Origin of the sequence: Synechococcus sp. JA-3-3Ab, assembly GCF_000013205.1 — a bacterium.
Taxonomy (GTDB): Bacteria; Cyanobacteriota; Cyanobacteriia; order Thermostichales; family Thermostichaceae; genus Thermostichus.
The window spans coordinates 2896298-2918701 of the sequence record NC_007775.1 but is presented as its reverse complement, the minus strand read 5'-3'; the positions used below and the strand labels follow the sequence as shown (position 1 = coordinate 2918701).

Sequence of the window (22404 nt, the reverse complement as noted above, 5' to 3'; positions counted from 1 at the left end):
CCGCATGACCCTTTCTCCTGTCCATCTTCTGCAGTTGCCTGCCGACCTAGATCCGCAGTTATTGCCCCGCCATGTGGCAGTGGTCATGGATGGTAACGGGCGGTGGGCGCAAAAACGAGGCTTGCCCCGCAGTGTCGGGCATCAGCGCGGGGTAGCGGCTTTGAAGGAGTTGCTCCGCTGCTGTCACGATTGGGGGATCCCCCTCCTCACCGCCTACGCCTTCTCCACGGAGAACTGGGGCCGCGCCCGCGAGGAGGTGGATTTCCTCATGACCTTGTTCGAGCAGGTGCTGTGGCAGGAACTGGCGGAAATGGTGCAGCAGGGGGTGCGCATCCAGTTTGCCGGCCAGTTGTCGGCCCTGCCCCGATCTTTGCAGGACACGATCCTGCATGCGGTGGAACGCACCCAGCACAACGAGGGCATTTGCCTGACGGTGGCCCTGAACTACGGCGGCAGACAGGAGATCGTGCAGGCTTGCCGCTCGATTGCCACCCTGGTGCAGCAGGGGCTTTTGCAACCGGATCAGATCGACGAGGCCCTCTTTTCCCAATTTCTCTACACCACTGGCTTGTCGGATCCCGACCTGTTGATCCGCACCAGCGGCGAGATGCGCATCAGCAACTTCCTGCTCTGGCAGATGGCCTACACCGAGCAGTACTTCACCCCCATCCTCTGGCCGGATTTCGACCGCGCCGCCTTTCACCAAGCCCTGCTCAGCTATCAGTCGCGGCAGCGGCGCTTCGGCAGATAAGACCTTGACGGATCCCCGCCTGGTCAAATCCAACTAGGGGCCGACCCAAGCGCTCCTGCCCTCACCCCCAACCCCTCTCCCTCAGGGAGAGGGGAGTTAGGGAACGACTTAGATGGACAGGCAGCACATATGTAGGAATGTGTACCTGAAGCCCCCCAGCTAGCGCAGAAAGCTGGTGACCAGCCACATCACCGCAAACGTGATCCCCACCAACAGGGCGCCGGGGGCATCGCCGCCGGTGAGGGGAAGGGCAATGGCGTAGGCCAACATCAGTCCCAGGCTCAGTCCTGCCAGCGCCAAGAGAAAAGCGCGAAGGAAGCGGCGCTCTTTGCGGTACAGGAAATAGATACAGGCCATCAGCCCCAGCGCCAGTTGCAGGGAGGGATACTCATCGGGAGCCAAGACAACCCAACCCACCAGTCCTCCCAGCAACACGGCGGGCCAGAGCATATCCGGGGCAGAGGGGCTATCCAGCCAGCGGCTGATCCAGGGGGGATTTTGGGCAGCGGGACGGGGCAAACTCGGTTCTGTCTCTGGACGGGCAGCCCGCTGTTCAGCGTAGCGAATGCGGTCGGGGACGGCGATCTTGCCCTCCTTGCGCAGGCGCAGGCGCTGCATCAGGATGGCGTCGTAGGCTTGTTCCACCCGCTCCTGCTGCTGTTCATCCGCACCCAAGCTGGCCAGGAGCCGTGCCCGCGCCGATTGGATCTCCTCAAAGGAGGCTTCTTCGCTGACTCCCAACACTTGATAGGGACTCATCTCAGCCATAACGACCAGCCCTGTAACTCTCTATCACCTTAGCCCAGCCGCCAATTCAGCGGCAGGAGCCGCTGGCAGGGGTTGGGTTGCCTTCTCCTCAAGGGATCCAGCGCCCGCAGCCGAGAGGAGAAGAGCCCGCAGCGACTGCGCCACCTGTTCAACTGCGGCTTGGGTGGTGGCCTTGCCCAGGCTGAGGCGGATGGATCCCAGGGCCTCGGCCTCGGAATAGCCCATGGCCAAAAGGATGCGGCTGGGGATCCGTTGGCCGCTGCTACAGGCAGAGCCGGCGCTGATGGCGATCCCCTGGCGGCTCATCTCCCTCACCAGCACATTCCCCGGCATGGCGGCAGTGCAGTAGCTGAGGTGGTGGGGCAGGCGTTGCTCCAGATCCGAGGGGCCAGTTAGCCGCAAACCTGGCACAGAGGCCAGCAACTGGGCCAGCTGCCGTTGCAACTGCCGCAGGCGGGCCGTCTCCTGCTGCAGCTCTTGGGCTGCCAAGGCCGCTGCCACCCCTAGACCGACAATGGCAGGGATCCCCTGGGTGCCAGCTCGCAGCCGCCGTTCTTGCCCGCCCCCCCGCAGCAGCGGTTGCAGCTCCACCCCCGGGCGTACGTAGAGCGCCCCCACCCCCTGCGGCCCGTAAAGCTTATGCCCAGACAGGGAGAGCAGGTCCACCGGCAGTTGCGCCAGATCCAAGGGGATCCGCCCCACCGTCTGCACCGCGTCGGTGTGGAAGAGAACTCCCGCCTGGCGACAGAGGCGGCCCAGCTCGGCAATGGGCTGCAGGGATCCCACCTCATTCTGGCCGTGGACGATGGAGACCAGCACGGTGGTGGGCTGCAGCGCCCGGAGCAGGGTTTGGGGATCCACCTGGCCGGCGGCGTTCACCGGCAGGCGGGTTACCTTCCAGCCTTGGGCCTGCAAGCGGCGGGCGGCATTCTCCACCGAGGCGTGCTCGACGCTGGAGATGATCAGGTGCTGGGGAGTGGAGTAGCGCTGCGCCACCCCAAACAGGGCCAGGTTGTTGGACTCCGTCCCGCCGGAGGTAAACAGCAGCGTCTCCGGCTCACAGTTGAGCAGCTCGGCCACCTGCTGCCGCGCCCGTTCCATGGCCATGGCCGCCCGTTCGCCCCAAGCGTGCAAGCTGGAGGGGTTGCCCCAACTTTCCTGCATCGCCAGCCGCATGGCCTCGATCACCTCCGGCCGAGGCGGAGTGGTGGCGCTGTGGTCAAAGTAAAGCGCGGGATCGAGAGGCGACATGGGAGCTTGACAACCCAGGACTCGATGTCCCCATCTTAGTGCTGGCGCGTTGGCAATTTACACCCCTTGCCGCAGGCGTTGCAGTCGTGCCAGCTCTTTAGGCGGGAGGGGGTTTTGGGCAGCGTCTGACTACCCCACCGCATAGGCAAGTGGGGTAGGTGCATCGAGATCTCAACCGCGCCAGGGCCCTCCAGGAGAGAGGACGAAAAGACTAGGAGGGAGTAGAAGCAGGGGTCGATCCCTGGCTCGTCAGCAGCGTTGCGCGCGGATAGGAGAGCGCTGCGGAGCGGCATGGCTACCGACCTGAGCCAGCGTCGCCAGAAAAGGAGGGGGAAGAAAACTCTTGAAATTACCTGAATAAGGTGGTGCGTTGGCGGTGCATGACCACCGATTCCACCAGGCCAATGGCCAGAAAGTTGGTCAGCAGAGCCGAGCGGCCATAGCTCAAAAAAGGCAGGGGCAGGCCGGTGATGGGGGCCAGGCCGATGGTCATGCCGATATTGACAACTGCCTGAAAGAGGATCATGGCCAGCACCCCGATGGCAATTAGGGAGCCAAAATTGTCCTTGGCCCCCTGGGCAATCCAGATGAGCCGTGCACAGAGAATCCAAAACAGAATCAGCACCGTCAGGGTGCCGACAAAGCCCATCTCTTCCCCAATGGCCGAGAAAATGAAGTCGGTGTGCTGCTCGGGGATGAAGTCCAGTTGGGTTTGGGTGCCCTGCTGGATGCCACGGCCCCAGAGCCCGCCGGCCCCGATGGCGATGCGGGACTGAATCAGGTGGTAGCCAGATCCCCAGGGCTCTTGCATGGGATCGATGAAGATCTCCAGCCGCCGCCGCTGGTAGGGCTTGAGGATGTGCCAGGCCGCCTGGCCCAGATGCCCGGAGAGCAGGTTGAGCACTCCAAAGGTCATCGCTCCTGTCCACCGCCAAGGCAGCCGCCAAGCCGCCAGGCTCGCCATGCCCAAGCACCAGATCAGCCAGACCCAGAGCATCCAGCTCAGCTCGGGGCGGGTGTGCAGGCCGTAGAGGATGGCCCCCACCCCCGGCGACAGCAGCAAAAGGATCCAACTGCCCTTGGCCCCGGCCCAGTAGAGCATGGCCAGCAAGATGGCCACAAACACCAGGGCCGTGCCCAAGTTGGGCTGTAGGAAGATCAAAACCCAAGGAGGGGCGATGACGGCAACGGCCACCCAAATTTGGCTGAAGTATTTGATCGGCCAGTGGTGCAAAATGGTCGCCAGGGTAATAATGACCCCCAACTTGGCAAACTCGGAAGGCTGCACCTGGACGCCGGCAATGGAGATCCACCGCTCCGCCCCCCCTCCTGCCGTGCCGAAAAAGAGCACTGCAACCAAGCCCGCCAAGGTCAGGCCATAGGTAAACCAGTGCCAGCGCAGCAGCCGCTCATAGGGGATCCGCGCCACCATCGCCAAAAACACCAGGCTGATCCCGGCCATGATCAACTGCTGCAGCCAGTAGTGGCTGATGGGACGCTCCCAGACTGCGCTGCGGATGGCAAGAATGCCGATGCCTGTCAAGGCCAGCACCGTGGCCAGCAACATGCCATCGAACTCGCGCCAAGGAGCCAAGATCTGCCGCAGAAGCTTTTTCCACCTAGGCTGAGAAGACACCTTTGGGTCAACGTTGCCCAGCAATAGACCCCATCCTCCAAAGCAAGGCCAGCACCAGTTTGACATGCCCCTTGCCCCACTGGCTCACTCTCGACCCCTCTCCCACGGGGGGAGCTATTCCCAGCTCTGCAGTTGCCCTAGCCAAGCGGAGAGGCGGGATCCCACCTCTTCTCGACGCCTTTCAAGATTGGCTGCCGTCCAAATCAGAAGCAGGCCCAGCAGGATCCCAGTGGCCCAGAGCAGCAGCGCATCAGTTGTTACCAACAGCCATCCCTGCCGCAGGATCCCCAGCCCAAAGGCCAGCGTGCCCACGAAGAGATAGGCTCTTACCCGCAAGGCCAAGCCCAGCAGACCCAAGGCCAAACCCAACCCTACCGGCCAAAAGCCCGTCCACCGTTGCCCGTGGGTTTCCACCATCACCACCAGCAGCCATGTGCCCAAGGAAACCAGCCGCAGCCAATGTCGCCCCTGTCGCCCGCTGGCTTCCTGTAATCCCGGATCCACCTGAGCCACATAGAGCAGGGATCCCACCAGGGGCAGGGCATAGAACGTCAGGGAAGCCCAATCCTGATGCCAGCCGTAACTCCACAGGATCCAGTTGCTCAAGAACAGGCTGACATAGCCCAGGCGCACTTGGGATCTCCAGATAGCCAGCAGGGCATAGTAGGTTGCCCCCAGCAGCAGATTAAGGGTGTTATTTCCTCCCGCGGTTACCAGAAAAGCGGCCAGGGGCAGCACCAAGGCTGTATTCTGCCAAGGAGCCGCCGGCCAGCCCCACCGTCGCCAGGGCAAGCCGTGGTAAACCAGCCCCAGCCCACAGAGCAGGGATCCGGCCCACCGCGCTATGGATAGCTGCGGCAGCCCCAGGAACACACCGCCCAGCAGAACCCCAGCCCCCTGCCATGCGCTGAGGTAACCCCAGACCGTTGGCACCCAATTTCGCTCTGTTGGAGATTCTAGAGTTGAGGTTCTCGCCTGTCCGGCGGCATAGGCCACCAGGCCGGATCCCGTCAGCACCCAGAGCCCCTTCCCCCAAGGGCTGAGAGCGAAACTCCAAAGGGCGAGGCTGGCCAAGCCCCAGTTGCCGGCACCTATCCGCTGCAGCCAGGCCGCTTTCAGCCGCAGGGTCGCCACCAGCCAAGATGGACAGAGGCAGTAGCCCACTGCCAAGAGCAGCCCTAGCAAAGCTGTCAGCACCGCCGCTTCGTCCTCCCAGAATTCCCCAGTTTGCTGGCCGAGAAAGTAGACCCAGCTCTCGTAGGCCGCCAGCGATATTCCGAAAGCTCCCAGGATCCCCTTCCGGTTGGTAGGAGGAGGGCCTTCCTGTTCGCGACAGGGGTGCTGCTCCGGTGACTGTCGGCGCCCCACGCCTAGCAGCACGATGGAGAGACCTAAGCTGCCCAGACCTGTCAGCTCGCTCCATTCGAGTTCGAGATGGGATCCCAGCCAGCCCAAGCCGGCATAGATCAGCGGCGCTGTCCCCCAGCAACTCAGAGCCTTGACCCGCTGCAGGAGTTGTCCCCCTGAGGACTCCGTCCCACCAGCGCGATCGGGCCGCTCAAAGAGGAGTTTCTCCGGCCCAATCCAAAAGAGGATCCCCAGGCTTAGATTGATGACGGCAAGCAGAGGGGCAACAGGACGGGATCCCCGTACCACCCACAAGAGGCTGCTGGCCACCAACAGCTCCAAAGCCCAGATCAGCCCATAGGACAGCCCCTCCATTACAGACCATGAGATGGCCGACGAAGCCTCCTGACCGCTGCCGCCAGTTGAGACATCCTCCGCCCTGGAAGGAGACGGGCTTTCGCTCTCCAAGCCAGCAGGATGGACACCGCCGTCGCGATAAAAAGCGGGAGCCACTTCCACCCAAAGCCGCAAAACAATGGCCACCAGGACAGTCCCAGAGGCCAGGGTCAGAGCCACTGGGGAATCCAGGTACTTTCCACCACCGATGCGACCTGCTTCTGGCTGCAATGTCTGCAACGTTAGGGAAAGTAAAAGTACGATCCCCAGCAGAAAGCCAAAGCCATCCAGCACCGGTCGGTAAGCTGCCCGAAGGCGGGGAGAGAGGTAGTGGAACGGAGTCCCTAGGCTGTAGCGACAGCCGCTAGTGCTCCGCACCGCTGTCGCGAACAATAGCAGCACCCCCAAGGCCGTCAGCCATTCTGACTCCGTTAAAGCGGGGAACAGCCGATGGATTCCCACCAGACCGAACCCCCAGCCAAACGTCACTGTCAACAGCACCTCTGCTGGAACAACTGCGTTGGCGGTGTGGAGCTCATGGTCGGCGGAGGGGAAAGAGGCCCACACCCACACCTGAGTGGCCATCAGCAGCAACCCCAAGCCCAGACCCAGAAACTCAACCCCCGGCCTTCCAAAGGTGAGTAACTGGGCCAGCAAAAGGGAGAGAACTGCCGGGAAACGCAAAGACCCGCGCTCCGGGATCCCCTGCCGCCAGGAAAGGAATCCCACCTCCCCTTGCTCTGGGATCTGCAGCCAGCGGGGCATGAACTCCAGGGGGGGCAGGGCCAATACCTGAGCTGCCGTTAAAACAAGAGGCACCAGCAGCCACAGCCAGCCCATGGATTGTTCACCAGTCGCAGACGAATCAAGGAACCGTTGCAGCAAAAACGCCAAGTAGCTGGATCCCACCAGCACCAGCCCTATGCCATCTGCACTTCGCTGCCACAGCCCCACGGGCAATCCCCAAAAGCGCCCTGACCCACCCAGAGCCACCCGCCCTGCCCATTGCAATAGGCCCACCAACAGCAGAACCACTCCCCAAGCGGACAAGCTAGTGCTCCGCACCGCTGGCGCGAACAAGTCGGGCAAAAGCCAGCGGATCCCGGCTAGCAGTGCCCCCACTCCGTAGGCGTGGGTCAGGAGTACCCAAAGAAAGTTGGAAGTTTCTCCTGATCTGGACTTTTGTTGTAGCCACCAGGCCAGGATCCCGGCGCTCAAAAGCAAGTGCCAAAAGCGAATGGCCGGATAGGGAAGGCTCAAGAGCAGCAGGGATCCCCCTAGCCCCAAAACCAAGCGCTCTGTTGGTTCCACCAGCCCAGAAAAGCCTGTCTCACCGGCTTCTGGACCGCTCCTCTGCCAGCGGGCCGCCAACCCCAGCCACAGCACCTCGTAGGGCAGCAGCGCCAACCCCAGCAAGCCCCAAGGGGAATCAAGGGGCTGAAACCAGTTGGTTACTGTAGCTACAACCTCTTGCCGCCAGCTTGCTGGCCACACCTGCCAAAAAGCCCAGCAAGTTTCCAGGCCCAGCAAGAACAGCAACGTCAAATGCACCCTAAGGACTTCGTCCCGCTGGGGCGACTGGGTGTGTCGGCGCAAGCGCCCGATTAAGACATGGATCCCCAGCAGGCTAATCCCCAGCAACTGCCAGCCGCTGAAAGGGCTCTCCGCCAAGCCAATGGCAGCCAGCAGCCAGCCCACCACCAACAGCACCCAGCTCCCCTCCCACCAGCGGGAGAGCATCCCCTCCTGAGCGCCTTCTGCTACGACGTCCGGGGATCCCTGGGGCCATTCCGCTGCTAGCCAACCCAATAGGGCCACCGCCAACCCCAACTGCGGCACTTGGACATGCCCAGACAGCAGCCCCCGTAGGATTAACAGGGATCCGGCAGCCCCGATTAGCCAGATCTTGGAGCCCCGTAATTCCCGAGACCGGCGGCTCCAGGTGTAAATCACGGTGCTGAGGATCCCCAGATACAGGATCCCCAGGACAAAAGCAGGGCGAAGCTCCTGCGGCCCCAAGCTCCAGAAAGCGTGCAAGCCAGAGAGGGCCAAAAAGTTCACCAAGGTTCCGTAAAAGGCATTGGGCTCCACACCGCTGTCGCGAAAGCCGGCACCTGAACCCAGCGAGCGCACCTGCCGCCCAGCCGCCAACGGGATCCCCAGCAGCAAGCCCAGCGCCAGGATGCGGATCCCCCAAAGGATCCCCAGCCCATCCAGGGCCCACACGTTCACCGGCACCAGCAGCAGGGCAATAGCCTCCAAGGTTTGACCGGTTAGACGCAGCCCTTCCTGCCGTTGGATCCATCCAGCACCTACCCCAAAAGCCGCCGTATAGGCCAAGAGCACCCCATACTGAGCAGTTGGAGAAAATTGCTCCCAGTGGCTGGCCGCCAGCACCCCCGAGGACACCACCACCAAAAACAGGCCCAGCAGCAACAGCCAAGCCACGCTCAGCTCTGACAGCAAGTTCCGCAGCAAAACAGCCAGCGCCGGGGTAGGGGGGGGCAAGGACTCCGTCCGAGTAGCGCGAGTGGATTGAGGGGCAGCTTGGGGCTCTTCTCCCCCCTCGACCGCAGGTTCCTCAACCCCAGATCCGGCCAGGCGAGCATTTCTTTCTCGCACCATCCCTGGGATCCAAATCAAATCCAGGAGCTGACCGATCCCCAGCAGCCCAAAGGTCAACAGCCAGAGCAAACCCGTCCGCCAGCGGCCCAGATAAAAACGGTGCAGGCCACAGATGCCAAACAAACCCAAAATCCAGAGCACGTAGGCCGAGCCAAGACGAGCCGGGATCTCGTCGCTGGGGGAAACTGCCGCTGACCTTGGTTCCTCCCCCTCTAGCCGATACTGCTCCACCAGCAAGCGAAAGTGCTCTGGAGTCAGCAAGCTCAGCTCCAGCCAGGCCCGCAAACCCTGCAAGACTTGCTGCCGGGATCCCCGAACGGTGAGCTGCAAAAGGACGTCGTCCGAGGAGCGCGAACGGTCAGATTGCGGCTCCTCTGTTCCTGAGGGCGGAGCGCGATCCTGGGATCCCATGGCCAGATTCCTTGAGCAAAAGGCTTGGGGCTACTGCTACTCTAAGCCTTGCTCTAGCCGGTTGCCATGCCGTTCTCAAATCCTTCTGATACATTTACGCTGAACACTGCTGAACATCACTGTTCAACTATGCAGCGATAGCACTCTGTTTGTTTCCAAACAGAATGGCGGTATCCCGCAAAGCTTTGAGTAGAATACCCAAAGCGCAGTTTCCGTGTCGTCTTACTACCAATTTTCTGCTTTGCTTTGGCTACCATGTTGGCAGACTCGAAAGTAAACAGAAAGATCAACTGGTAGTAATCCGTACTGAACATATTATACATTATTTTCTTCAGTATAGTTGAGCTTATTATTGACTAGAGTCATGCTCTTGCTCCGGCAGAGTGTCAGTTCCTGCTGATGCGACCAGCCCTCTAAACCTCAGTTGGGATCCCTGGGATCTCGCTGCTGTGAGTGCTGCGCAAGACGGGAAGCGTCATCATCTGTCCCAGGCGTGAAACGGTGAGCTCCGCCGCCGGAATGGGTTCCGAGACCTGTCCGCCGCTGAACACCATCACTCGGTCGCTGTACTGCAGGATCTCGTCCAAATCCGCCGAGGCAAAAAGAATAGCCGTACCCGCTTGGGTGCGTTCCAGCAATTGCCCCCAGACCCACAGCGCCGACTCGATGTCCAACCCTCGCGTTGGGTGCTCCATCAGCAAAAGACTCAGGGGTGTGGGCAAGAGAGCCAACTGACTGCGCTGCTGGTTGCCCCCCGAGAGTTGCTCCACCCGGCTGTAGGGGTGACCCCGAATGCTGAAGTGTTCGATGGCCGCTTGGGTCTGCTGACGGGCCAGAGCCCAGTTGATCCAGGGATCCTGCTGCTGGAGGGCAAAATGCTCCTGCAAGGTTAAGCCGGGGATCAGCCCTTCCCGCAGCCGATCCGCCGGAGAAAACCCCACCCCACAGCGCAGATAGTCGCCGTAAGGACGGCCTGTCATCTCCTGCCCCCCCAACAGAATCCGGCCACGCCTGGGCGGCAACAACCCTGCACAGGTGAGCAGGAAAGAGCGTTGCCCACTGCCTTCCAAACCGGCCAACCCAATCACTTCCCCCGGCTGCACCGCCAGATCTGGCAAAGCCAAGGCAAACGGCTCATGCCGCACCACCAGGGAGCGCAACTCCAACAGGGGATCCGCTCTCCTTTGCGGAGAATGGGGCCGAGCTGGGGGTGTCAACTCCCGCCCGAACATCCAATCGATCAACTGCTGTTCCAACAGGGCAATGTCTTCACCCCTAACAGGCAGCTCCCCTACCACCTCCCCCTGCCGCATCACCGTCACCCGATCGCAAAGGCACTCCACATCGGCCAGCTTGTGGGAGACGAAGATCACCGATTTGCCCTGCTCCGCCAACCTTCTCAGAGCCGCGAACAGAAGATCTTTTTGCGCTGCAGAAATGCCCGTCGTTGGCTCATCCAAAATCAAGGTGTTGATCCCCAGGGAAAGCAACCGCAGCATTTCCAGTTGTTGCCGTTCCCCCACCGTCAAGCTGCCGATGGCTCCATCGGGGTTGAGGTTGAAACCAAACTCTTCACAGGCTTTCTCAAGACGTTTCCGGCTTTCTCGCAGCCCCAAACCCAAGCGCCCCCGCTGCCCGGCAATAAAGTTTTCTAGTACCGTCAGAGAAGGAAAATCCAAGGGATCCTGGTGCAACATGCCAATGCCCAGACGAATGGCCGCTGCAGGGCTGTTGATGCGAACCGGTTGCCCATCAATCCAAATCTCCCCCTGATCGCAGCGCAGAAAGCCGCTCAGGATCTTGACCAAGGTACTTTTGCCGGCCCCATTCTCCCCAAGCAGGCCGTGGATTGTGCCCGCCTCCACCCGCAAGGACACATCGCGGTTCGCCTGTACCGCCCCAAAACGCTTGTGGATGTGCAGCAGCTCGACCTTCATTCTGCTCATAGTAACCTGCCTCCCCAGAAAATCCCCAAGAATACAGTTGCTGAGGTTGCAAGTGCTGGTGCTACGATAGCGACAGCTCGCCGTTAGGCGTTGGCTGCGGACGAGTTCAGCATCGATCTGTGGTTCGCCCTGCACCCCTTCTTCGCCCTTCCCCCCTGCCACCCATCTCGGATAGCAACCGCCTCAAAATCTTCTCAGGCAGCGCTAACCCGGCTCTGGCTCAAGAGGTGGCGCGTTACTTGGGCATGGATCTGGGCCCGATGTTGCGCAAGCGCTTTGCCGATGGCGAGCTGTACATCCAAATTCAGGAGTCGATTCGGGGTGCCGATGTCTACTTGGTGCAGCCCACCTGCCGCCCGGTCAACGATCACCTGATGGAGCTGTTGGTGATCATCGACGCCTGCCGCCGCGCCTCGGCCCGCCAGATCACCGCCGTCTTGCCCTACTACGGCTACGCCCGCGCCGACCGCAAAACCGCCGGACGGGAAGCCATCACCGCCAAGCTGGTGGCCAACATGATCACCCAGGCGGGAGCCCACCGGGTGCTGGCCATGGATCTCCACTCGGCCCAGATCCAGGGCTACTTCGACATCCCCCTCGACCACGTCTATGCCCAGCCGGTTCTGCAGGCCTACCTCAAAGAAAAAGGCCTGCTCGACGAGGATATTGTGGTCGTCTCTCCCGATGTAGGGGGAGTAGCGCGGGCTCGCGCCTTTGCCAAAAAACTCAAGGAAGCCCCGCTGGCGATTATCGACAAGCGCCGCCAGGCTCACAACGACGTGGAAGTCATGAACCTCATTGGCGATGTGCGCGGTAAAATCGCCATCCTTGTGGATGACATGATCGATACGGCGGGCACCATTTCCGAAGGGGCAAAGTTGCTGCGCAAGTCGGGAGCCAAGGCGGTTTACGCTTGCGCCATTCACCCGGTCTTTTCCGATCCCGCCATCGAACGCCTGCAGGGCGGGCTGTTTGAAGAGGTGATCGTCACCAACACCATCCCCATCCCTCCAGAGCGGCATTTTCCAGGCTTAACCGTCCTCTCGGTGGCGAGCGTGCTGGGAGAAGCGATCTGGCGCATTCACGAAGACAGCTCCGTCAGCAGCATGTTTCACTAAAGTTTCTCCAGAGCATCGCTAAAGTATAGATAGGGGGTGCAGAACGGGCGTACCTGGAGGGGATCCCTTGCTTTTTGCCCTGTGAAGACCAACTCAACAGGTACCCCCCATCTATCCTGATGGACTGGGTAGAGCTAGCTTCCCAGCCGAGTTTTTCCCATGTCGCCTCCCATTTCTAGGTCACCAAGATCCGTTGTGAACGGTTGTGTTGCCGGGCAGGCCGCCGCCAGGGAAGAGCTGTCCCTTCCAACTGAACTGAAGACAGAGTCCGCTGCGGCGCTGTACCCGCTGTTGCAATTGCTGGGGCAACTGCTGAACGTACCCTGGGTCTATCTAGAACTGGTCCAGCCGGGATCCCATTCCGACTCGCCTGCAAAAGGGATCCTCTACCCCAACCCCCAGCAGATCCCCGGCAACGAGCCGCCCAACCCCATCGGCGGATCTTGGCCCTTTCAGGAAGCCTTTCCCCTGCTGGATGAGGGAGGGAGGCGGCTGGCAACACTTTACCTGCTGGGGGGGCGCCCCCGCCAACTGAGCCTCCCCGAACGGGGACAGATCGACCTCATCGCCCTTAGCCTGCGACACATCCTGCTCCAGGCCCAGGAGCAGCGACAAGCCCTCGAGCAGCTCCAGACGCAACTGCAGCACAGCCGCAGCACCGCCGCCCGCTACCAGCCGATCTTCGAGAACGCCGTCGAAGGGATTTTTCAAACCACTCCAGAAGGGAAATATCTGGTGGCCAACCCGGCTCTGGCCCATATTTTCGGCTACGAATCCCCGGAAGATTTGATGCGCCACGTCTCCGATATCGGCACTCAGATCTACGGCGATCCAGAGCAGCGATCTGAGTTCGTACAGCGCATGCTGAAGGAAGGCCAGGTCGTGCACGCGGAGCAGCAGGTCTGCCGCAAGGACGGCAAAAAAATCTGGATTTCTTTAAACGCCCGCGCCCTGTACAACGAGCAGGGGGAGCCCCTCTATTTTGAAGGGTTTGTTACCGATATTACAGCCTCCCGCCAGCTTAAAGAACGGCAACAGCAACTGGAAGAAGCCCGCAGAGAGAGCGAACATCGTTTTTTGCAACTGGCTGAGAACAGCCAGCAACTGTTTTGGATTTCAACGCTCTGCGGCAAAGAGCTGATTTACGTCAGCCCCGCCTGTGAAGCCATTTGGGGCCTTTCCCCTGCAGAGGCCTACGCCAATCCCCAGGCCTGGATGCGCCGCATTCACCCTGACGATCGCTGGCTGTTCCCCGCCATTTTTCAAGCCCAACTTCAGGGCCAACCCACCGATGTGGTTTTTCGCCTCTGCCGCCCCGATGGCCGCCTCCTCTGGCTGCGAGAACGCACCTTTCCCATCCTCGACAAAGAGGGCAAGGTCTACCGGGTGGCAGGGATCGCCGAAGACATCACCGAGTCCAAGCAACTGGAAGCCGAACGTCGTCGTATAGAGCAAGCCTGGCAACAGAGCGCCAATCATTTCCGGCAGATCTTTGAGCTGGCTCCCAACGGCATTGCTCTGGTGGATCTGCAGGGGCGATTTATCCAGGTCAACGAGGCCTTTGCCCAGATCGTCGGCTACACCCCCGAAGAGTTGCAGCGTCGGCAACAACTGGACATCCTCCACCCCGACGATGTCAACCAACTGCTGGCGGCTAACGAGGCTCTCTTGACACGCAAAGTCTCCATCAGCCAGCGGCAGATTCGCTACATCCACCGTTCCGGCCAAGTTGTCCATGTGCTGTTCCAGGCCGCCCTGCTTACCGATGGAGCCGGCCAGCCCACCCAGTTTCTCAACCAGGTGATCGACATCAGCGCCCGCGTCGAGGCAGAAGTGGCCCTCAAAGAAAGCGAAGAACGCTTCCGCCAATCCTTTGAGTGGTCCCCCATCGCCAAGGCCATGACCCACCTGGATGGCACCTATTTTCAAATCAACGCCGCCTTTACCGAAACCCTGGGCTACACCCTAGAAGATCTCGAGGGGAAAACCGTCCTCGACATCACCCATCCCGACGACATCGCCGTCACCTTGGAGAGCACCAACCGCCTGCTGGCCGGCGAGGTGCACCACTGCGAACAGGAGCAACGCTACATTCACAAGAACGGGCAAATTGTCTATGCCCTTCTCCGCATCACCCTGGTGCGCACCGCCCAAGGGGATCCCAGCTACTTTCTCAGCCAAATTTTGGACATTACCGAGCGCAAGCAAGCCGAGGCAGCCCTTCGCCAAAGCGAGCTGAGTTTGCGGGGCATCTTTGAGCAGTCGGCCCTGGGCATTTCCATCGTCGATAGGCAGGGCCGTTACCTCAAGGTGAACCCCGCCCTGGAAGAGATCCTTGGCTACAGCGGCGCCGAATTGGTCAACAAGAGCTTCTGCGACCTCACCCACCCGGACGACCTCGAGGAAGATTGGCGACTCTTCCAGGAAGTTTTGAACGGCCAACGGGATCGCTACCACCTGGAAAAACGCTATATCCACCGCAGCGGCAAGGTGGTTTGGTGTCGCCTGGCAGTCTCAGCAGTGCGGGATCCCGAAGGCAAAAACCTCTTCATCATCGGCATCTCTGAAGACATTACCGAAGAAAAACGGGCGGAGCTGCAGATTCAGGCGGCCCTGCAGGAAAAAGAGATTCTGCTGCGGGAGATCCACCACCGCGTCAAAAATAACCTGCAAATCATCTCCAGCCTGCTGCGGCTCCAGGCGGATCAAATCAAAAGCCACAAGTATGCCCGCGTTTTTAAGGACGCCGGCAGCCGCATTCAGGCGATGTCTTTGATCCACGAGGGCCTGTACCAGTCCAACAACCTGGCTGCTGTGGATTTGAGGCAGTACCTCCACAATTTAATTTCTAATCTTTTCCACTCCTACGGCGTGAACCCCGAGATCATTCGCGCCAGCATCCGCGCCGAAGGGATCCGCCTCAACCTCGATGAGGCAGTTTTGTGTGGCCTGATCATCAACGAGCTGGTCACCAACAGCCTCAAATACGCCTTTCCCAAAGGCCGCAGCGGCCAGATCGACGTCCACTTTAAGCAAACCCGTACTTATACTCAGTTGCGCGTCTCTGACAACGGCATTGGCCTGCCCAGCAACTTCGATTTCAAGGAAACTCAATCTTTGGGTTTACAACTGGTTGCAACTCTCACCGATCAGCTCCAGGGCAAGATAGAATTGAGAAACAAGTCGGGTACCACTTTCATCATTACCTTTCCGAGGAGCCAGCCTTGAAGAAAGTTCCCATGCTTGCCAAAGGCAGCATTCTGGTTGTCGAAGACGAGAAGATCATCGCCAAGGATATCGCCAACGTCCTGAAAAAATTTGGCTATGCGGTGCCGGCCATCGCGTCCTCTGGCGAAGAAGCGATCCGATGGCTGGAGGAAATGTCGGTGGACTTGGTCTTGATGGACATCGTTTTGAAAGGGGATCTCGACGGTATTGAAGCCGCCAAGCGGATCGCCGAGCGCTTCAACATTCCGGTGGTGCACCTGACGGCCTACGCTGATGAGGACACTCTCTCTCGCGTTAAGGAGACACAGCCTTTTGGCTACATCATCAAACCTTTCAAAGAGCGGGAGCTCTACACCGCCATCGAAATTGCCTTGCACAACCACCGGCAGAGCCTAGAAAGCCGCAGGCTGGAGGAGAAAAGGCTGGAGGAGCTGCGACAGAAGCTGCAGCAGTTGCAGCAGTTTGCAGAGGTCAAGGGCACTTTGTTCAAGAAGTTCTTGCAAGATCTGAGTGAGCCCCTCTCGAACCTCAAGTTTGCCCTAGGATTGCTCAAGGAGGCAGAGTCGGAGCAGAAGCGGCAGCACTACCTACGGGTGCTGGAGGAAGAGTTTCACCGCGAGCTGGAACTGATTCATCAGACTTCTAACCTGGAAGATTTGCTAAACCTGGAAAATGTCGGCCTGCTGAGCCAGTTTAGCTTGTTGCGGGCCCAGGAGCCCAGCCGGAGTCGCCTGCTAGAAGGGGAGAAGCCGCCAGCCACAGCTACGGCTACCCTCTCCGAGCCCCCCGCAGCGGCGGCCTGTCCTGCCCCGCCGCCCAGCCCTGCCGCTGCCGAGGAGGCGATTACAGTGCCGCGGGCGACGCTGCGCCCCCTCAACCAAACTCAGTTGGCAGAGCGGCTGGGGGTGGTGGTCTCCGCCATCACCTACTGGAAGTTCAAGAGTGGGTTTCCCGAGTGGAGCCGCAGCCGGGATCCGGACGGCATTGCTTGGCACTACTCGCCCGATTCCAAGCGCTTTTCGCCCGTGCCTTAGCTAGCGCTGCACGACTTCCAGGCGCACCGGCGCCAGCCCCGAGCGCACCATCCCCAGGGCCTCCGCCGCCCGCAGGGAAAGGTCGATGATCCGACCGGGGATGAAGGGGCCGCGATCGTTGATGCGCACGACAGCCTGGCGCCCGTTGTCCAGGTTGGTTACCCGCACCTCGGTGCCGAAGGGGAGGGTGGGATGGGCAGCTGTCATCTCGTGGCGGGTGGGGTGCAGGTCATACCAGGAGGCGATCCCTTCTTGCACAGGCCCGACCACTCGGACAGAGTCCGGTTGCGCCTGGGCCTGAGTTTCTGATCGGCGGGCAGCGGTGGCTTTGGCGGCAGTCAGGGTGGCCGGCTGGGGCAGGGCCGAAGGGGCAAGAGGAGGGGCATCCAGCAGCAGACGGCGCAGACGATTGGCAGCCAAAACCGCTGTATCCACCGGGCGTTGGTTATCCAGCAGCAGCACTCCTTCGTCGATGCGCAGCAATTCCTCGTCGTTTACCCGAACCGCGTAGAGGGGATCCCCGGATTGGGGCTCTGCCCAAGCCAGAGTAATGGTCGTGTCCTTCAGGGATCCCTGGGCCATTTGGTTGAGCCGGGCCACGAGGGAGCTGGCCCGCAGCAGCGGCGACTCCAACCCGGGCTGCTCGACAAAGCTGACAACGGGGAGATCCCGAACGTAGACGGTGACCACCTGCCGCCCGTCCATCTGGTAGTCGTAGAGGGTGGAGACAGGCTGGCTGGACGACTGCTCCTGTTCGCCGATCTTGAGGATGGGCTCTTCCATTGGCCGAGAAGGGATTGCCCGGCGAGCCAGGGAAAGAGACTGCGAGTGTTGGGGGTTCAAGGTGCCGAGTTTGGCTGGCGGGGGAGCGTTGGGTTGGGGGGGAGAGACAAGGTCAGTTGCCGGGGAGAGGGAGTGGGTTTTGGGGGATAGCTGGGTTGCTCTGGCACTAGGGGAGCCGCTGCGAGTTGAGGCTTGCGCCCGCGAGGTTGGGCTGCCCAACATACCTGCCGGCAAGCTGAAGGCCGTAACACAGAGACAGCCGACCAAGCCCACTTGGCGGGCGGGAGCCAGTCCCTGTCCAAGCCGCTTCCAATTTCGCATGAGGCCGCGCTCCTCTCGAAACTCCTGTACAACGTCCAATGCGACAGTAAAACAGAAGTTAATGTACCATAGGTTTCGAAGTTGACAAGCTTGCCCGGCCAAGGGCAAAAGCCCAAGTCCCGTCAGCATAAGGATTTTCGGCATCTTGGACTACCGCTCAGCAGGGGTTGACATTGAACTCGGACGCGCTTTTGTCAAGGGGATCCGGGAGCGCGTTGAAGGCTCTCAAGCTCAGTCTTCAGGTTCTTCAGGAACCTTGGGCGGCATTGGCGGCTTTGCCGGCTTGTTGGAGCTACCGGCGGGCTACCGGGCCCCGGTTCTGGTTGCCGGCACTGATGGAGTGGGCACCAAGCTGGAGATCGCCCAGCAGTGGGGGCAGCACCGCGGCGTGGGCATCGACCTGGTGGCCATGTGTGTCAACGATGTGCTGACGGTGGGGGCCAGGCCGCTGTTTTTCCTGGACTACATTGCCACCGGCAAGCTGGAGCCGGAAGCGCTTTGGCAGGTGATCGACGGCATCTTGGAGGGCTGCCAGGAGGCCGGCTGCCAACTCCTGGGGGGGGAGACGGCAGAGATGCCGGGGTTTTACCCGCCCGGCAAGTACGACCTGGCGGGTTTTTGCGTCGGGATCGTCGAGAGGGCAGACGTTCTCGACAGCTCGCGGGTGCAGCTTGGGGATCGGTTGTGGGCCTTGCCCAGCAGCGGGTTGCACAGCAACGGCTTTAGCCTGGTGCGGCGCATTGTGGCCGAGCGGGGCTGGCCTTGGGATCACCAACCCCCTGGCTGGGATCGGCCTTTGGCGGAGGTCTTTCTCACTCCCACCCGCATCTATGTCCAGGCAGTGCAGCGGCTGCAGGCAGCAGGGATCCCCCTCCACGGCATGGCCCACATCACCGGCGGCGGCATCCCAGAAAACTTGCCCCGCTGTTTGGCTCCGGAGCAGGCGGCGCGGCTAGAGCCCCACAGTTGGCCCATCCCACCGGAGTTTCTCTGGCTGCAGGAGCAAGGCCAAGTGGAGACCTTGGAGATGTTCAACACCTTCAACCTGGGGGTAGGCTATGTGCTGGTGATCCCTCCTGAGGCGGAAAATCGGCTGAGATCCCTGCTCCCCGAAGCCTTTCCCATTGGCGAGGTGGTGCCGGCCCGCCCAGGGGAGAGCCGGGTCTTGGGGCTGGAGGAGTGGGGATCCTTGGTACCTTGAGTCCCCACCAAAGGGGGGAAGGAGCTGGCTGTGTTTGCGGATCCCTGCCGCTGCTGTGCTAAGTTTGCTGATGGCCTCGGCGCTGCTGCCTCTGTTGCTCTCAACCTCCGCCTATTTCACAAGAGAAGGGCTGCGCGCTTTCCCATCTCCGGACTTGGGCTGTTGGCCAACTCCCGCTGACCCTCTAGGTTAGGAGCCGCCGATGACAGGTTTATCCACTGCTCCTGCAACCAAGGCTGCCATCGAAGTGGAACATCTGAGCAAAACCTACGGCAGCTTTACAGCCATCCGCGACATCTCTTTCCAGGTCAACGCCGGCGAGATCATGGGGTTTCTGGGGCCCAACGGCGCCGGCAAAACCACTTCTATGCGCATTTTGGCTGGCTATTTGCCTGCCAGCGAGGGGACGGCGCGGGTGGCCGGGTTCGATGTGCATGAAAACCCTATGGCGGTGCGGCAGCGCATCGGCTACCTGCCAGAAAACCCGCCCCTCTACCCGGACATGACGGTGGAGAGCTACCTGGACTTTGTCGCCCAGATCAAACGGGTCAGCGCCGGGGATCGGCCGCGACGGGTGGACGAGGTGATCCGCCGCTGCAGCCTGGAAGACAAGCGCCACACCTTGATCCGCAAGCTCTCCAAGGGGTACAAGCAGCGGGTGGGCCTGGCCCAGGCCCTGGTGCACGACCCGCCGGTGATCATCCTGGACGAGCCCACGATTGGGCTGGATCCCAAGCAAATTATCGAGGTGCGCAACCTCATCAAGAGCCTGGCAGGAGAGCACACCATCATCCTCTCCACCCACATCCTGCCGGAGGTGAGCATGACCTGCGACCGGGTGGTGATCATCAACCGCGGCCAGGTGGCGGCCATTGGCACGCCCGCCGAGCTGACGGCCCACCTTCAGGATCGGCAGCAGGCGAAGCTGGTGGTGGGCGCTCCTGAGGAAACGGCCATCCGAGCGGCCCTGCAGAACCTGCCCCAGGTGGAGGTGGTGAGCTTGCAGGCCCTGGGATCCGATCCCCCTCGCTGGCAGGTGCACCTGAAGAGCCATGTTTCTGCAGAAGGCTGGATCCCGGAGGTGGCCAGGGCCCTGGTACAGGCGGGGATCGACCTCTACGAGATCGGCCGTCCCCAGGCTTCTTTGGAGGAGATTTTCCTGCAGCTCACTACCCAAGAGGGATCCGAAGGCGCGTTGGAGGAAGCGGCATGAACGGCGTGGTTGCCATTTTTCGCAAAGAGCTGCGCGGCTACTTCACCTCCCCCATTGCCTACGTGGTGGCGGCGGTGTTCTGGGGACTGGCGGGGTTTTTCTTCGTCAACATCTTGGTGCGGGTGATCAACTTCTCGCAGCAGGTGGATCTCTTTGCCCAGTTTGGCCAAGAGAACCCTTTTGATGCCGCCACCATCCTGTCGCAGCAGTTTCTCAATCTGCTGGGCACGCTTTCCTTATTTTTATTGCCCATCTTTACCATGAGCTCCTACGCCGAGGAGCGGCGGCGGGGCACCATGGAGCTGCTGGCCACTTCCCCCATCACCAACCTGGAGGTGGCCCTGGGCAAGTGGCTGGCGGTCTGGGTGTTTTTCATCACGCTGCTGCTGCCGCCGCTGGTCTACCACGTGCTGGTGCTGAGTAGCGCCAACCCAGCAGTGGACTACCGCCTGACCCTGATGGGCTATGTGGGGCTTGCTCTGCTGGCCGGCAGCGTCATGGCCCTGGGGTTGTTCATCTCTTCCCTGACCGACAGCACCCTTATTGCGGCGGTGGCTACCTTTGGGCTGATCCTGCTGCTCTGGGTCATCGACGCGGCAGCCGGCCAGGAGAGCAACTGGATTGCCGCCACTCTGAGGCATGTCTCGCTGCTGCAGCAGTACAGCAACTGGGTGCAAGGGATCCTCAGCAGCAGCAGTGTTGTCCTTTTCCTCAGCATCATCGTGCTGGGGCTGTTTGCCACGGTGCAATCGGTGGAAAGCCTGCGCTGGCAGCAGAGCTAGGGTTGCGTTGGGAGGAGTGCGGTGATGAAAGCTTGGCAGGCATTGGCAGATTGGACGGGGATCGTCGGCCTTGGCGTCGTGGCCATCGGCCTGCTGGTGGGAGCTGCCCTCACCGGCTGGACGGCGGTGCCCCTGAGCCTGATGGCCACGGGCTTGGCCCTGGTGGTGGTTTGGGGCCTCACCCACCGGAAGGAAGTGAGCCTGTTCCTGGGCCTGCGCTCCACCCAGACCAACGCCAACATCCTGGTGGCGGCGGCGGCGATGGCCGTGATCTTGGTGTTGCTCAACGTCGTGGCGGTGCGCTACGACCTGCGCCTGGATCTCACGGAAGAGGGGCTGTTTACCCTCTCCCCCCAGACGCGGCAATTGGTGCAAGGGCTGGCCCAGCCAATGAAAGTCTGGGTGGTCACCACCGCCCCCGATCCCAACCTGCGGGAACAGCTGGAGCGCTATCGCCGCCTCAACCCCGAGCGCTTCCAGTTTGAGTTTGTGGATCCCAACCGCGATCCCCTCACTGTCCAGCGGCTGCAGGTTACCCAAAATAACACCCTGGTGGTCGAATCGGGCAATAACCGCCAACAACTGCCCCAGCCGCCCGCCCCTGAGCTGGAGAGTAAGCTCACCCCTGTGCTGGCCAAGGTGGTTAACCGCGGCGAAGTGGTGGCCTATTTTGTACAGGGGCATGGGGAGGTGAGCCTGGAAGCTCGCGAGGGCACCCCAACCCTGGCCCAGGCGGTGGCAGCCCTCGGCCAGGAGGGCTACCGGGTGGAGCCGCTGAACCTGGTGCAGTCGCAGATCCCAGAGGAGGCGGATGTGTTGGTCTTGGCAGGGCCGCAGCGGGCTCTCTTCCCCGGCGAGGTGGAGAAGCTGCAGGACTACCTGGCCAAAGGGGGGCGGCTGCTGCTCTTGATTGGGCCACGGGTGGATGCCGGCCTGGATCCCTTGCTGGAGGAGTGGGGCGTGGTTTTGGGGGATGACTTCATCATTGAGGTGAGCAGCGTCAGCCAGCTTTTGGGCACGGGGCCGGCGGTGGCCCTGGTTACCACCTACGGGGATCACCCCATCACCGCTCCCCTGGCAGAACAGCGGCTGATGACCCTCTTCCCCCTGGCCCGTTCTGTAGACACTGAGGTCCGCGAAGGGATCCAGGCCACGCCTCTGCTGCGCACCAGCCCGCAGAGCTGGGGAGAGACCAGCCCCAACCTAGAGGCCGGCCCGCTGCAATTTGACCCGGATCAAGACAAGCCCGGCCCCCTGACCCTGGGCGTAGCCCTGACCCGCCAGGTGAAAGGCGATCAGAAGACCTCAGAATCCCAGGAGGGGCCGACCGAGGCTCGGCTGGTGGTGATCGGCAACGTCAACTTCGCCCTCGACGGCAACCTGAGGCAGCAGGGGAACCGCGATCTCTTCCTCAACACCCTCAACTGGCTCACTGAGCGAACCGAACAGATCTCCATTCGCCCCAAATCCATCACCGACCGCCGTCTTGCCGTGACCGGCCAGAACTTCCGCTGGCTGGTGCTGGGATCGACGGTGCTCCTGCCGCTGGTGGCGTTGGGATCGGGGGCCGTGCTCTGGTGGCAAAGACGATAG

General features: G+C 61.3%; 14 protein-coding genes and 1 pseudogene. 8 read left to right on the top strand and 7 right to left on the bottom strand.

Going from position 1 to position 22404, the window contains the following annotated elements; genetic code table 11:
- The first annotated feature begins 4 nt into the window (after positions 1 to 4).
- Positions 5 to 751 (top strand): isoprenyl transferase, encoded by a 747-nt coding sequence (locus tag CYA_RS13545; protein ID WP_011431663.1) that lies wholly within the window; start codon positions 5 to 7, stop codon positions 749 to 751.
- A 159-nt stretch (positions 752 to 910) separates the two neighbouring features.
- Here CYA_RS13545 and CYA_RS13540 read toward each other — a convergent pair whose 3' ends face one another.
- The 6 genes and pseudogenes from CYA_RS13540 to CYA_RS13515 form a co-directional block, all read right to left on the bottom strand.
- Positions 911 to 1510 (bottom strand): CPP1-like family protein, encoded by a 600-nt coding sequence (locus CYA_RS13540; RefSeq protein ID WP_099813293.1) that lies wholly within the window; start codon positions 1508 to 1510, stop codon positions 911 to 913.
- Positions 1511 to 1543: 33 nt separating this feature from the next.
- Positions 1544 to 2770: a cysteine desulfurase family protein gene (locus CYA_RS13535; RefSeq protein ID WP_011431661.1), complete on the bottom strand. Its 1227-nt coding sequence runs from the start codon at positions 2768 to 2770 to the stop codon at positions 1544 to 1546.
- 349 nt (positions 2771 to 3119) lie between these two features.
- Entirely contained in the window at positions 3120 to 4430 is a 1311-nt protein-coding gene (rodA, locus tag CYA_RS13530) for a rod shape-determining protein RodA (RefSeq protein WP_011431660.1), read from the bottom strand.
- Positions 4431 to 4520: 90 nt separating this feature from the next.
- Complete coding sequence (locus CYA_RS13525) at positions 4521 to 9185, bottom strand: NINE protein (RefSeq protein ID WP_011431659.1); 4665 nt, start codon at positions 9183 to 9185, stop codon at positions 4521 to 4523.
- Between the two features lie 127 nt (positions 9186 to 9312).
- Positions 9313 to 9496 (bottom strand): annotated as a pseudogene (locus CYA_RS15785) (hypothetical protein); the annotation flags it as partial.
- Positions 9497 to 9598: 102 nt separating this feature from the next.
- Positions 9599 to 11131, bottom strand: coding sequence for an ABC transporter ATP-binding protein (locus CYA_RS13515; RefSeq protein WP_011431658.1), 1533 nt, complete (start codon positions 11129 to 11131; stop codon positions 9599 to 9601).
- A gap of 119 nt (positions 11132 to 11250) precedes the next feature.
- Between CYA_RS13515 and CYA_RS13510 the strand changes: the two genes are divergently transcribed.
- The 3 genes from CYA_RS13510 to CYA_RS13500 all read left to right on the top strand — a co-directional run bounded on the left by CYA_RS13510 (position 11251) and on the right by CYA_RS13500 (position 16511).
- A complete protein-coding gene (locus tag CYA_RS13510) occupies positions 11251 to 12249 on the top strand; it encodes a ribose-phosphate pyrophosphokinase (RefSeq protein ID WP_011431657.1) in 999 nt (332 codons plus the stop codon).
- A 195-nt stretch (positions 12250 to 12444) separates the two neighbouring features.
- Positions 12445 to 15477: a PAS domain S-box protein gene (locus CYA_RS13505; RefSeq protein ID WP_228375379.1), complete on the top strand. Its 3033-nt coding sequence runs from the start codon at positions 12445 to 12447 to the stop codon at positions 15475 to 15477.
- Between the two features lie 11 nt (positions 15478 to 15488).
- Complete coding sequence (locus tag CYA_RS13500) at positions 15489 to 16511, top strand: response regulator (RefSeq protein ID WP_011431655.1); 1023 nt, start codon at positions 15489 to 15491, stop codon at positions 16509 to 16511.
- On the opposite strand, the gene CYA_RS15655 is transcribed toward CYA_RS13500, so the two are convergent.
- Positions 16512 to 17615 (bottom strand): septal ring lytic transglycosylase RlpA family protein, encoded by a 1104-nt coding sequence (locus tag CYA_RS15655; RefSeq protein WP_011431654.1) that lies wholly within the window; start codon positions 17613 to 17615, stop codon positions 16512 to 16514. It abuts the gene before it with no gap.
- Between the two features lie 145 nt (positions 17616 to 17760).
- On the opposite strand from CYA_RS15655, the gene purM reads away from it, so the two are divergent.
- From purM to CYA_RS13475, 4 genes are all read left to right on the top strand, one after another.
- Entirely contained in the window at positions 17761 to 18816 is a 1056-nt protein-coding gene (gene purM, locus CYA_RS13490; RefSeq protein ID WP_011431653.1) for a phosphoribosylformylglycinamidine cyclo-ligase, read from the top strand.
- Positions 18817 to 19018: 202 nt separating this feature from the next.
- Entirely contained in the window at positions 19019 to 20029 is a 1011-nt protein-coding gene (locus CYA_RS13485; RefSeq protein WP_011431652.1) for an ABC transporter ATP-binding protein, read from the top strand.
- Positions 20026 to 20811: an ABC transporter permease gene (locus CYA_RS13480; protein ID WP_011431651.1), complete on the top strand. Its 786-nt coding sequence runs from the start codon at positions 20026 to 20028 to the stop codon at positions 20809 to 20811. Before CYA_RS13485 ends, CYA_RS13480 begins: the two co-directional genes overlap by 4 nt.
- A gap of 24 nt (positions 20812 to 20835) precedes the next feature.
- A complete protein-coding gene (locus CYA_RS13475) occupies positions 20836 to 22404 on the top strand; it encodes a GldG family protein (protein ID WP_011431650.1) in 1569 nt (522 codons plus the stop codon).

Bases quoted from the DNA above. Each gene is read 5' to 3' on its own strand.
- CYA_RS13545 (WP_011431663.1), top strand. From the start codon at position 5: ATGACCCTTTCTCCTGTCCATCTTCTGCAGTTGCCTGCCGACCTAGAT.
- CYA_RS13540 (WP_099813293.1), bottom strand. From the start codon at position 1,510: ATGAGTCCCTATCAAGTGTTGGGAGTCAGCGAAGAAGCCTCCTTTGAG.
- CYA_RS13535 (WP_011431661.1), bottom strand. From the start codon at position 2,770: ATGTCGCCTCTCGATCCCGCGCTTTACTTTGACCACAGCGCCACCACT.
- CYA_RS13525 (WP_011431659.1), bottom strand. From the start codon at position 9,185: ATGGGATCCCAGGATCGCGCTCCGCCCTCAGGAACAGAGGAGCCGCAA.
- CYA_RS13515 (WP_011431658.1), bottom strand. From the start codon at position 11,131: ATGAGCAGAATGAAGGTCGAGCTGCTGCACATCCACAAGCGTTTTGGG.
- CYA_RS13500 (WP_011431655.1), top strand. From the start codon at position 15,489: ATGCTTGCCAAAGGCAGCATTCTGGTTGTCGAAGACGAGAAGATCATC.
- CYA_RS15655 (WP_011431654.1), bottom strand. From the start codon at position 17,615: ATGCGAAATTGGAAGCGGCTTGGACAGGGACTGGCTCCCGCCCGCCAA.
- CYA_RS13485 (WP_011431652.1), top strand. From the start codon at position 19,019: ATGACAGGTTTATCCACTGCTCCTGCAACCAAGGCTGCCATCGAAGTG.
- CYA_RS13480 (WP_011431651.1), top strand. From the start codon at position 20,026: ATGAACGGCGTGGTTGCCATTTTTCGCAAAGAGCTGCGCGGCTACTTC.
- CYA_RS13475 (WP_011431650.1), top strand. From the start codon at position 20,836: ATGAAAGCTTGGCAGGCATTGGCAGATTGGACGGGGATCGTCGGCCTT.